Origin of the sequence: Agrobacterium sp. O3.4 (assembly GCF_041414895.1) — a bacterium.
GTDB classification, from domain to species: domain Bacteria; phylum Pseudomonadota; class Alphaproteobacteria; order Rhizobiales; family Rhizobiaceae; genus Agrobacterium; species Agrobacterium cucumeris.
Genome location: NZ_JALPZP010000007.1, coordinates 82,838 through 95,753 on the forward strand (window position 1 = coordinate 82,838; position 12,916 = coordinate 95,753).

Here is a 12,916-nt window from a genome sequence, read left to right on the forward strand (position 1 = left end):
CCAGGGATATAAGCCGGCCTCCGGCATGCCGTATGGATGATCCTGCCCCTATTGCCTTACCTCGCGCGCGAGCCAGCGCTGCAGGAACAGGCCGCCCTTTATGGTTTCCTCGATAATCAGCGCCCACCATACGCCCGTCACTCCGAGATCGAGGAACGAGCAGAAAAACCAGGCCATAGGAAGGCCGAGCCCCCATGTCACGGTCAGGCTGACCAAAACCGGCCAGCGGACATCTCCGACAGCCCGCAGCGATTGAAACAGGATCGTGTTGAATGCAAATCCGGGCTGAATGAATATCGTCAGAAACAGCAGGCTGCCGACCAATTCGATGATCGCCGGGTTGTCGGTAAACAACCGGGTATAGGGAACCGAGGCGAGCCAGATCAGCGTGGCAAGCCCGGTTGTTGCGGCTGCAGCGATGCTTGCCGACCTGAGAGCCTGACGGGTCGCCGCGTCAAGCTTGCGTTCGCCAAACCGGTAACCGATCAGAACTTCGTTGCCCTGACTGATTGCCATGACGACAACGATCAGAAAAGCCATGGCAAGCATCGTGTAAGTGCGCCCCAGCACGGCCTCGACGCCGAATCTGGCGACCAGCCCCAGAAGAATGATCTGGTAAAAACTGTAGGCGATGTAATCGGTCACGCTCGGCAAAGCGATTGCGATCATCCGCCGGGCCATCGCCAGACGCGCAATCGTATCTGCAAGCGAAAAACGCAGCCCGAGCTTGCGCACCAGAACCGGTGTCAGAACGGCAGCGGTCAGCAGGCGAACGCTCAGGGTGCCGATTGCCGCGCCCGTCACGCCCATGCCCGGCAGAGGCCCGGCTCCCAGAATGAGAACCCATTCAGCAATGAGATAAAAGGCCGATACCCCCACCCCGAATGCCAGGATCAGCCTGCTGTGACCGAATGCGCGCAGGCAGGCCAGACCGGCAGCAATGAAGCCGTTAAAGATCATGGCAACCGCGACGATGTTTAGATAGAGGCCAGCTTCAGCACTCAGCGACGTCGAACCCGCCAGTTGCTCAAGCACGAGGGGTCCCGCAACGATCAATGACAGCCCAAGCGCAAGACCAACGATCGTGTTGGTCAAAAGCGCGACCGCAACCACCTGCCGCGCCGCCTCCACCTCACCCCGGCCAAGGTGCCGGGAAATGACGATGACGGCGCCGATGCCGATAAGTCCGGATAATTCAAACGCTATCAGCAGAACCTGTTTGGCGACAGCAACGGCGGCTGCGGCTTCTGCGGAATAGGCACTTATGATCGCCGTATCGGCCAGATTGACGAAGAAGCTCAGCAGCGAATGAAGCAGGAGCGGAAAGCTCAGCTGGAATAAGGTGTGCTTTCCATGCGTGTTGATGTCTTCTGTCCCGGCGGTTGCGGCGCCCTGTTCCATGGCTGTTATCCTGATCGGCTTCATGGACAGGTCAGGCGAAATTGCCTGACCTGATGCGCCGCTGCAATTGCCGTTCACGCCCCTGTACCCTGGTGTCGCTTCGCCCCCGTCCACTCTCCGATGGCTCGGCTTTGCCGTGCTGCAGATCGATTATGTGGCCAGCGAGCGTTTGCAGTGTCGGAAAACGGAAGAAATCCGTGACTTCCAGCTCGATGCCAAGCGCATCGCGAACCCTCGCGGGCATGGCGACGATCAGCAGGGAATCGCCTCCCAGCTCGAAAAAATTGTCGCTGACGCCAATATCCTCGCGCTTCAGCATCTGCTGCCAGACGGCGTGCAATGCCTGTTCGACCCGGTTTCCCGGAGAACTGATTTCGGAAACCGCCCTTTCAGAGCGATCCGGCAGCGGCAGACGCTTGCGATCCACTTTGCCATTCGCATTCATGGGAAACTCTTCCAGAAGAATGAAATGCGACGGCACCATGTAACGCGGCAACCGAGCCGAAAGCGCCCTGCTGAGCCGGATACCCATGGCACCCTTGTCGACCTTGCCGGAGCGATCCTCAAGGAGAACATAGGCCAGAAGCTGCTCCCTGTTCGCATCGAGCAGAACCAGAACCTGATCGACCCCCTCTTCTTCCTGAAGCAGGCTCTCGATTTCTCCAACCTCGATGCGATAGCCGCGCAATTTGATCTGGAAGTCGGTTCGTCCGACGAATTCCAGATTGCCGTCCGGCCTGCGCACGACAAGGTCACCTGTTTTGTAAAGGCGGGAGCCCGGCGTCAATGTCCGGTCATAGGGATCGGGAACGAATTTTTCGGCCGCAAGCGCCGGCCGGTCCCAGTAGCCACGGCTGAGGCTTATGCCACCAATGTGCAGCTCTCCCGGCACGCCTTCGGGAACGGGATCCATATAGGCGTCGAGGACGAGGAAGGAGGTGTTATCCAGACGGCCACCGATCGGCACCTTGCCGCTTCTGGAATGTGCCTCCTCCACCAGCAATGCACCAGCCCAGATCGTCGTCTCGGTCGGGCCATAGACATTCCAGAGAGAACCGATCTTTTGGATGAGCCGGCCGGCAAGCTGGGCATCGAGAGCTTCGCCACCGCATAGTCCGGTGAGGGATTTTTTTCCTTCCCAGCCGCTGTCCAGCAGCATTCTCCATGTGGCGGGGGTCGCCTGAAAATGCGAAATATCATATTCGCCGATTGTCCTTCCCAGCTTCTCGGGTTGAAGCAAAAGGTCCGGTTCGCGCATGACGGCCGTGGCGCCGACGCTCAATGGCCAGAGCATTTCCAGAACGGAGATGTCGAATGCCGGCGTCGTCACCGAGAGCATCCGATCTCCAGCCCCTATACCGGGGTGGCGCGCCATGGACTGGAACTGATTGAGCAGGCCCGTATGCGTAATCGGCACTCCCTTGGGTCGCCCCGTGCTGCCGCTTGTGTAGAGAATATAGATGTCACTGTTATCAGGCATCGCCGGAAGCCGGGCATCCGGCTGATCTTCAAGATGATGAACAGGATCGATGCAGGCAATGCCAGGGAAAAGCCCCGCATTGTCAGTCAGCACCAGAACCGCTGCGGCATCCTCCAGCACGTAACCGATCCTGTCTGCCGGGTGGCGCGGATCGATCGGAACATAGACCGCGCCGGCCTTTATGATCGCAAGGAAAGATATGATGCAGCTCGCCTGCCCCGGCAGCGAAACCGCCACGCGCATTCCCGGTTTCACTGGCCGGTCCAGTGTCAGAAGCGCTCTTGCGAGATTATTCGACGCCTCTTCGAGCTGACTATATGTCCAGCTCCTGTCCAGGCATTCAATGGCAATCTTTTCGGGATGGAGACGTGCCGCACCGCTTATCATGTCGTGCACCCCCTTGACCGGGAGAGGCCGCGCCACGAGCGCGCCCGCCGACAGAAGACCCTCACGCTCGCCGACGGAGATATATTCGAAGGTCGGTAAAAGCGCGTCGGGGGAAGCAACGACCGACCGCAGCAGGTTTTCAAAATGCTCCAGCTGCCGCTCCATTCGCACCGCCTCGAATCGGCCGGACCGATACTCGACGGTGACGAGCGCGCCCGATGCGCGCTCCATGATCATCCAGCTCATGTCGAGCTTTGCTTCCGCGACCGGTATCGCTTCCTGCCTCACCCGCAGGCTGGCATTGCCCAGATCGAAGCCCTGCGCATTCTGCTGCCTGTAGCCCTGGGTCTGGACCTGAAAGGAAATCTGGAATGGCGAATTTTCCACCCCTTCGCGGTTGCTGCCCAGCACATCCATCAACTCCGCAAAGGGATAGTCCTGATGTTCCAGCGCGTTGGCGAAATCTTCCTGTATGCGTCTCGCCCAGTCCCGGAATGACATGGCCGGGCTGAGATCATTGCGCAACACGATCGTATTGGTGAACAGGCCAATCAATCCTGCCAAATCGGGATCGCTCCGACCGGCAACGGGGACGCATACGGCAAGGTCACGGCGACCGGTATAGCGATGGTGCAAAAGCTGGAAAACGGCGGCAAACACCACAAAGGTCGTCGTACCGAGCCTGGCGGCCAGAGCAGACACTTCCGCCATCAGATCCTGCGAAATCTCCTTCACCAGCGTTTCGCTGGCCATGTCAGCCGTTTCGTGGCGGGGATAGTCGGCCGGAAACTCCTGCGGCTCGAGATTTTGCAGCCGGTTGACCCAGTATTGTTTTTGCCGCTCGTAATCCTTTGTGCCGGACCATTTTTGCCTCGCGCGGACAAAGTCGCCATAGGATTGCGGCAAGGGATCGAGGGCCGGTTCCTGACCGTTCGCCACAGCAGCGTAACACAACGAAAATTCACGCATGAGAATGCCGCGCGACCATCCGTCGGCAACCGTATGATGAAAGACGAACACAAGAATATGCTCGTTTTCTCCAAGCTGCAGCAGATGCGTGCGCATCAGCGGCGCCTTGGACAAATCGAAAGGGGTGCGGGCGATCCGGCCTATCGCATCGTCACAATCGGAAGCAGACATGTTCCGGCAATCGGAAACGACCAGTTCGGGCGCCATACTGCCGTGAACCTGCTGCCACGGCCTTCCTTCTTCGAGCGGAAACGCCGTGCGCAACGGCTCGTGCCGCGCGACGAGAATTTGAAGCGTGCGGATGATGGCGTCATGGTCCAGCGGGCCATCAATATGCCACCTGAACGGAATGACATAGGCCGAACTATCAGGGTAGATCTTCTGCTGCAGCCAGAAATGCATCTGCGATGACGTCAGCGGCAATCGCCCGGCAGCCCCGGTAGCGCCGTCGTCGGGAGCAACATCCTGCCAGGACATGCCACGTGATTCAAGCTGCGAGCGCAGCCGTGCCCGCTGCTCCGGGTCAAGATTTGCGATGCGGTTACGCAATAGAGCAATCGTCTCGGCATTCGACATCATCGCAAATCCTTCAGACCGCTCTGGCAACACGAACCGGCGGGCGGTTCGCTTCCACGAGTTTCAGCAGAAATGGCAGGCTGCCCATGACGAGGTCGTAATCCTGAACGAAATCGATCAAGCAGGCGATTTCATCGACGCCCATTTCCGCCAATGTATCCACCGTCGACTGGCAGCTTTCCGGCGTGCCGATCAGCGACCTGCCTTTCATGAAACCCTCGATGCCGAACTCGATCAGGCTGTCGAGGTCGTCATCGCTGAAATTATCGAGCGTAATGTCGACACCCATGCTCCGCCCAAGGCCTTCGAGAAGATGATAATGGGTGCGAAGATAATCTCCGAAAGGTTTGGAAACATTTGATTTTACCTTACCGGTATCATCGCCCAAAAATGTGTGGACCATCATGCTGACGGTTCCCGCCGCCGGATCATGCCCATGTTTTTCCCGTGACTTGCGGTAGGCCTCGATCTTTGGCGCAAGCGACTCCGTCGTCTCACCAAGCAGGGCCGTCAGAACATTGAGGCCGCGGCGGCCTGCTTCGATGAAAGTCTCCGTGGACTGGCATGCAACCCAGAAGGGGATGCGCGACTGCACGGGCCGCGGCAGGGTTTTTGCGTCAACGATGTTACCGTCCGCATCCTCGAATGCGACCGCCTCACCGGCGAGAAGACGGCTGATCTGCTCATAAGAGCGCCACATGGTGCTGCGGCGGTTCCCGTGCGGTTCCTTCGAGAAGACGAATTCGTCTTTCGTCCAGCCGGCCGCTATCGCGATGCCTGCCCTGCCGCCGGACAGATTGTCGACGACCGCCCATTCCTCCGCCACGCGGGCAGGATGATGCAGGGCGGCAACGACGCTGCCGGCCCTCAGCTGTACCTTGCGCGTGACCATCGCCAATGCGGCACTGACGATCGAGGGATTGGGGTAGAGGCCCCCAAATGCGTGGAAATGCCGTTCCGGCACCCACAGTGCCTCCAGGTCATTCGCATCCGCAAACTGCGCGCTGTCCATCAACAGGCGGTAGTTTTCCTGACCCGGACGCGACCCGTCACCGTCAAAATAAAAAAGGCTGAATTTCATCAGAATGATCCCGATTGTGTGTGAGCGTTATCGGCGTCTTCAACGCCCGGCCTCGACGTCATCAAGCATCGAGGCAAGCATATCCGCCTCATGGTTGCGGGCGTCGAGACCCTCCTGAATGACCCTGGCGAGGCCGGCGGCCGTTGGTGCGTCGAAAAGCAGGGCCCGCATTGGGATTTCGACGTCGAAGCGCTTTCGAAGCCGGGCGACGACCTGGATGGCGAGCAGCGAATGCCCGCCGAGTTCGAAGAAATTATCGGCAACGCCGATACCATTTATCCCGAGGAGCTCCGCCATGATGGCGACGACTTCTTCCTCAAGCGGCCCCTGCGGCGCGGCATAGGCGGCCGACACCCCGCTGCGGGCGGATTTCTGGCCGTTCACCGTGGCGTCGTCGGAACCCTGGACGTCCGCTGCCGGACGGTTTTCGAGATCATAGGGCGTGACGACGATTGACGCCGGCGAAGCCTGCGAAAGCACCAGCGCCGTGACCTGCCAGACCTCCTCAGGGGTTATTTCCCGATGGGCCGCATGGCCGGCCTCCGTCGCGTGAACCGATGCGCAGGCATCCCAGTTGACGGATTTCCAGAGCGGACCGGACGCGTGCCCTTTTGCGGAGACGAAAGCATCCAGATAGGCATTTTCCGCGGCGTATCGGCCAAGGCCTTTGCCGCCAACGATTGATGATAGCGACGACTGGACAAGCACGAAAATGTCGCTGCGCTGTCCAAGAACACGATCAAGGGCGTCAATGGTACCGGATTTTACGGTCTGAAGGCTTTTGGCGTCGAAACTTTCATTGCCGAGCAGCCCGAAATACTGGTCACCCATCGCGGCTGTGTGGAAAACACCCTTCACGGTGCCGAGGCTTTCTTCTCCCTCCTCCAGTACGGAGCGAAGCCATTTCGCCTCACTGACATCCCCCGAGAAGAGAAGATAGTCCTTGCCAGGGGTTCCGAGCGATCTGAGCGTCTGGATGAAAAGGCTGACCGGATGACGGGGGCTGTGAGATGCAAGCCAGCGCTCCCAGTCCGGCACCAGCGGAATTCCCGCACGACCCGCCAGAATGACTTTTGCTCCAGCTTTGATGAGCGCGCGGGCATAGACCAGCCCCAGCCCTCCCAGAAGTTCGCCTATGACAAGATAGGTTTCACCGGGCTTTGCAAGGGAACCGGCTTCAACATCGCTGAGTTCGACCCGCTCATGGGAGAGCGCAAACAAAATACCGTCGCGAAGGGCATAAATCTGCTCCCCTTCGACCAGAGGCGAAGAGACGACATCCCGAAGGCATCTTGCGGCATTTACGTCCGGCAGACCCTGAACATCGATACTGCGGCACGATAGTCCCAGCAGTTCCTGGCTCAGCATTCGCGCCAGACCGTTAATCCGGGCTTTGGCGGGCTGAACGCCATCGGCGGCAAAAATACCGTGCATGGACCTTCCGATGAATGTCACATCCGGACGCTGGTTGCCAGCGGCAAGCGTTCTGGCAAGAGCAAGCGCAAAATTCCACGCGGCGTCCGGCAGGTCCGTATCCGCCAAGCCGAAAGCGCTGATGATCTGATCCGGCGTCCAGTTCTTTTTGGCGAGATCGTCGAACAGGGCAAGGAGATGCTCGGCGCTTGCCGGATCGATCGTATAGGCTTTCTCCGCAGCGCTGAATGTCGCTCCCTCACCCACAAGAACCGCATCGATCCCGTGCGGAATTTCCGGAAGAGCCGCGCCGAAAACAAGCCAGCGACCTTTGGCGGCTGCCGATACGCCGATTTTCAACGGCCGCGTCTTCCACACCGGCTGATGGAACCATTCGGCCATCGGTCTGTGGGTTGCGGCAACAGCCGTTTCCCGCCCAACCGTGGGTGGCGCAATCCAGTATGATTGCCGCTCGAAATGATAACCCGGCAAACCCACACGGCGGCGCGGCGATCCGTCGTCAAGCGCCTCCCAGCGGACATCGATGCCCGCCAGCCATAGCTGTCCGAACGCCAGCAACGCATGGTCGGCAGCGTCGACCGTTCCGGCCGCATCCGGCAGGGATGTTACGATGCGGCAATCATCATTCGCCTGCTGGCGCGCCAGCCTTGACAGCGTCGAGCCGGGCCCGACCTCCAGCAGAACGGGAGCGGAAAGTTCGAGAAGGTGTTTCATCCCGTCGCTGAAATTGACCGCCCTGCGAAGATGTTCGGTCCAGTATGCCGGGCTGCGGGCCTCCTCAGCCCGCAGCCAGTTTCCGGAAAGATTGGACATCACATCGATTGCCGGTGCAGAGAGAGCGATGCCATCGAACAGGCCCGCAAACTCCTCGAGAATCGGCTCCATCGCCGCACTGTGAAACGCATGCGATGTCCTGAGCAGCCGGCAGCCGGCCCCGTCCTTCTCCAGTCGTTCGGCAAACCGGCGCAGAACCTCCGTGTCGCCAGCAACAACGCAGCTACCCGGGCCATTCACGGCAGCTATTTCCAGCCCCTCATCCAGCCGGGCGCGCAGATCAGCCTCGGTCAACATGACCGACAACATTCCGCCGGCGGCGCAACCCTGCATCAACCGCCCCCGTGCCAGCACGAGGAACATGGCATCCTTGAGGGAGAACACGCCGGCGAGGCAGGCGGCGACATATTCGCCAACGCTGTGGCCAATCATGGCCCGCGGCTGCAAACCCTTGTGCATCCACATTCTGGCCAGCGCATATTCGACGGCAAATAGCGCAGGCTGGGCACGGTCCGTGCGGTCCAGCCCGGTATTGGAGGCATCCGGCCCTGCAAGAAGCAACGCCCGGATTTGAAGATCGTCCGGTATCAATGACAGGCATTCATCGAGTGCTGCCCGGAAATGCTCTTCGCGCTCATAGAGTGACCGGGCCATTCCCACATGCTGGCTGCCCTGCCCCGAGAACATGAATACCAGGCTTGGGTCATGCTGCGGGATCTGGCCTATGGCGTAACCGGGTCCGGAGGCGGCTTTCAGTCTCTCGGCGGCGTCGGATAATGTCGTCGCAAGCGTGATGGAACGGTGGTTGAAGGTCTCTCGTCCCGTCTGCAGTGTATGGGCAACATCGGCAAGGGACACCCCCTGATGTTTTCCGGTTTTCGAAAGCGCATCCGAAAGGGAAGATTGCATTGCGGCGAGCGAAGCCGCCGAACGCGCCGAGAGCGGCAGCAGCAACGCGCCCGTCTCGCCTTCCGCCGATTCCTGTCGTGCGGGTGCTTCCTCTATGATCACATGGGCATTGCTGCCCCCCATGCCAAATGCACTGATGGCGGCGCGGCGTGGCCTGTCGGCATCGGCTTTCCAGTCGGATTTGCCTGCCGCCACCCGGAAGGGGCTGCTTTCAAAATCGCAGGCGCCGCTGGGCGTCGTGAAGTTGCCGCTTGCCGGCAGGCATTCATGCCTCAGGGCAAGGACAGTCTTGATGAGCCCGCCAATGCCGGCCGCGGCATCCATATGCCCGACATTTCCCTTGAGCGAACCGAGGAGGCAAGTCCGGCCTTCGGCGCGAAGCGACGGCCCATAGATACGGTTCAGCGCGGTCAGTTCGATCGGATCGCCGATCGCGGTCGCGGTCGCGTGGGCCTCCACATAATCCACTGCCGAGGGAGCTATGCCCGCATTGGCCAGCGCCTTCTTGAGAACAGACGCCTGACCTTTGACGCTCGGAGCCGTCAATCCGACCTTGGAGCTGCCGTCGTTACCGATCGCCGACCCGGCAATAACGGCATAAACCGTATCGCCGGCCGCCCTCGCATCGCCAAGGCGCTTCAGGATCACGGCGCCAACACCGTTGGTGAATATGGTGCCGCTGGCAGCCGCATCGAAAGGCCGGCATTGGCCATCGGGGGCACCGATGCCCCCTGCCTCATAGAGATAACCAGCAGGCTTTGGCTGGCCAACGGAGACAGCACCTGCCACCGCCATCTCGCATTCGCCCGAAAGCAATGCCTGAACGGCGAGATGCACCGACACCAGACCGGTGGCACAGGTTGCCTGAACGCCCACACTCGGCCCCTCAAGATCGAGGTGGTAAGCCACGCGCGATGCGATCATGCCGGAAACATTGCCGAGCCCCGCCTGCAGCGGTGCCACGCTGTCGCGCAGGGACGGGTCGGAATGAATATGGGTGAAGTGATAATTCAGCGAACCGCCGGCATAAACACCCGTGCGGCCCCGGCTTTTCCCGCTTCCATAACCGGCATGTTCCAGCGCGTTCCAGGCGCATTCCAGAAATACCCGTTGCTGCGGATCAAGCAGCTGGGCTTCCCTTGGCGCATAACCGAAAAACCCGGCATCGAAAGCGGTCGGATCGCTGAACCCACCCCAGACCCTGACATAGTCGGGCTGCCCCGACAATTGCGGGTCGATACCGGCGCTTTCGAGATCCGCATCCGTGACCGCCGTTAATCCTGAGCCGCCACCGGCAAGCAGCTGCCAGAAACCGTCAATATCATCGGCACCGGGAAAACGGCCTGCGAGGCCGATGATCGCGACGCGCTCATCATGGCGTTTCTGGAAAATCTCCAGACGCTCCCGCGCGTCGCGCAATATTCCGAGCAATGTCGCCTGATCGGGCTGACTGCCGGCCCCGGCCTGTTGTTTTACGTTCATCGGCGATGGCTCCGATCATCGATTGCATGAAAAGCGTGAGATTATTTTCGGCCTGTTCCAGCCTGCAGAAGTGATGACAGGGCAGCCAGCTCGGACGACAGGTCGCTTTCTTCCCCCGCTTCGTCCGACCGGGAATTCTGCGCCGACCTCTCCTGCACTTGCGTCGTTACCTCGGGGGCGAGGAGATCGCTGCACAGATGCTCCACCAGCGCATCGATCGTCGCATGCTCGAAAAACAGCGTCGGTTGCGTTCTGATACCCAATTCACGCTCCAGCGTTCCGGCAAGGCCGACAAGCGCCACGGAATCCAGTCCGAGATCAAAAAAACCGGCATTTGCAGCAGGCAGGGTTCCGGCAGGAAGACGGGAAAGCCATGAAACTTCCTCCCTGATCCACTGCCGAAGCAAAGCCGGATGCCGAGATCGGTCAACCCGAGACAATTGTTGCGCCCAGTCGACAACCGCACCCGGATCGGCAACCGGCGTGAAACTCGCCTGCGGGGCGGCCTCCCAACGCTCGACCACCTTGAGATTGCCGTTCAGCAGATCCTGGCGGCAGGCAAAACGCCGGACCTTACCGCTCGGCGTGCGCGGCAGGCTGCTGGGGCGGATGAGGACGATGGTGGCAAGCTTGAGCTTGTGAACACGGGAGATGGCCCCGCGAATGGCGTGCAGAACGGCTTCGGCATCCAGATTGCGCAGACCATCACGGGTAAGCTCGCAGACGAGACCGACCTGTTCCTCACCATCCACATCAAGCGCAAAAGCACCCGCCCGCCCCTGTGCGAGCGCGGCATGCGACGAGAAGGCGGTCTGCTCTATGTCCTCGGGGTGATGGTTCTGCCCCCTGATGATGATGAGATCCTTCAGGCGGCCGGTAATGAAATATTGCCCGTCATGGCGAAAGCCAAGATCGCCCGTGCGGCGCCAGCCACCCTCGCCGGCAATTTTCTGGTCAAAGCTTTCCGCGCTTGCTTTTGCCCTCGCCCAGTAACCGGGCGTGACATTCGGACCACGGATCCACAATTCGCCGACCTGCCCATCGTCGAGCAGCCGGTTTTCCTCGGGCTCCATGACAACGATCTCGATATCCGCTCCGGGACGGCCGCAGGCCGCAAGTTCGATTGCATCATGCTCATCTGCACCAGCAGGGAGCGGCAGCGCCGTTCCCTGCTTTGCCAGCGTTTCACGCTCGAAGCTCCGCAATTGCGGCGGATCAGACGGGGCATTTCCGGTCAGAAAAAGCGTGGCTTCGGCCTGGCCATAGCAGCAATAAAAGGCTTCGTGCCGAAAGCCATGGTCGGCAAACAGCGCGCTGAAGCGCCTCAGCGTATGCGGGCGCACCGGCTCCGCACCATTATAGGCGATCCGGACCGTGGAGAGATCAAGCTGCGCGGCCGCTTCTTCACTGTAGCGGTCGGCACAATGCTCATAAGCGAAATTCGGTCCGCCTATGATGGTCGCCCGGTTTTGCGTCGCCAGTTCAAGGAACCGCAGCGGCCGTCGCAGAAAGCTCGCAGGCGCCATGATCGACACCGGAAATCCGTTAAAGATGGGTGACAGGATGCCGTCGATCAGTCCCATATCGTGATAATGGGGCAACCATGTCGCGGACCGATCCTCCGGGCCATAATGAAACGCGAGGCTGATCTGCCGCAGATTGGCCATCAGATTGGCATGCGTGACCATGACGCCTTTCGGGTCACTGGTCGAACCGGATGTATATTGTAGAAATGCAATCCGGCTTCCGTCGAGGACCGCTGGAAGGCTCGAGGAAGGCGTAAGATCCTGCAGCGGAATATTGGGATCGGCGCCTGAAGGCGCAAGGCAAAATCCATGGCCGACGGCCCTTTGAAGCGGTTCCAGCAGCTCCTTCAATTCGGCGGCGCACACTATTCCCGAGATGCCGGCGTCTTTCGCAATATGCAACCAACGGTGTATTCCCTCATTCCGCCGCGGCGCCGGGACAGGCACCGGAACGGCACCGGCATGCAGACATCCGAGAAAGGCCGCGATGAAGGCGAGACCCGGCGAGTAAACGATGAGGACCCGGCCGCCCTGCCCGACAAGACCCGTTCTGGACACCTCGTCGGAAACAATTTTAACGCGAGCGTTCAATTCCCCCCATGTCCAGCCATCACTGCGACTTTCGTCGATCGCACCTGGATCGTCAGGATAAAAACGGAAGGCCTCATCTGCTGGACGGTCGGCAGCGATGTCCTCAAGCCTATGTATTATTGTTATAAAACCTCTTTCCCCAGATGGCTTTCGAGCGAACATCGGTATGATCTGCATCTGAAAAAGCTCCTGACGTCGGGACATCAATATTCGCGACGAGCAACCATAGGATGCTCACCGTTCCAATTGCCCATACTTATCCGCCAGCGGCAGTCGTCGCTGCTCGCCGCGTCTCGATGACAACAA

5 protein-coding genes are annotated in these 12,916 nt (G+C 60.0%); all 5 read right to left on the bottom strand.

Features of this window, described 5'->3' with window-relative positions; genetic code table 11:
• Positions 1–48: 48 nt before the first annotated feature.
• The 5 genes from M0412_RS23010 to M0412_RS23030 are packed head-to-tail and all read right to left on the bottom strand — an operon-like array spanning position 49 to position 12,814.
• Positions 49–1,479, bottom strand: a complete 1,431-nt coding sequence (locus M0412_RS23010) for an MATE family efflux transporter (protein ID WP_371338336.1) — start codon at positions 1,477–1,479, stop codon at positions 49–51.
• Complete coding sequence (locus M0412_RS23015) at positions 1,433–4,816, bottom strand: amino acid adenylation domain-containing protein (RefSeq protein ID WP_269702850.1); 3,384 nt, start codon at positions 4,814–4,816, stop codon at positions 1,433–1,435. The genes M0412_RS23010 and M0412_RS23015 overlap by 47 nt, the downstream gene beginning before the upstream one ends.
• Positions 4,817–4,826: 10 nt before the next feature.
• On the bottom strand, positions 4,827–5,894 hold the full coding sequence (locus M0412_RS23020) for an LLM class flavin-dependent oxidoreductase (RefSeq protein WP_269702849.1): 1,068 nt from the start codon (positions 5,892–5,894) through the stop codon (positions 4,827–4,829).
• Positions 5,895–5,933: 39 nt separating this feature from the next.
• On the bottom strand, positions 5,934–10,493 hold the full coding sequence (locus tag M0412_RS23025) for a type I polyketide synthase (RefSeq protein WP_269702848.1): 4,560 nt from the start codon (positions 10,491–10,493) through the stop codon (positions 5,934–5,936).
• Between the two features lie 41 nt (positions 10,494–10,534).
• The gene (locus M0412_RS23030) at positions 10,535–12,814 is read right to left on the bottom strand and encodes an AMP-binding protein (RefSeq protein ID WP_346348734.1); all 2,280 of its coding nucleotides are present in this window, start codon (positions 12,812–12,814) and stop codon (positions 10,535–10,537) included.
• Positions 12,815–12,916: the final 102 nt, after the last annotated feature.

What these genes read in the sequence shown, in the direction of transcription:
- M0412_RS23025 (WP_269702848.1), bottom strand. Translation starts at nt 10,493, where the DNA reads ATGAACGTAAAACAACAGGCCGGGGCCGGCAGTCAGCCCGATCAGGCG.
- M0412_RS23030 (WP_346348734.1), bottom strand. Translation starts at nt 12,814, where the DNA reads ATGTCCCGACGTCAGGAGCTTTTTCAGATGCAGATCATACCGATGTTC.
- M0412_RS23020 (WP_269702849.1), bottom strand. Translation starts at nt 5,894, where the DNA reads ATGAAATTCAGCCTTTTTTATTTTGACGGTGACGGGTCGCGTCCGGGT.
- M0412_RS23015 (WP_269702850.1), bottom strand. Translation starts at nt 4,816, where the DNA reads ATGATGTCGAATGCCGAGACGATTGCTCTATTGCGTAACCGCATCGCA.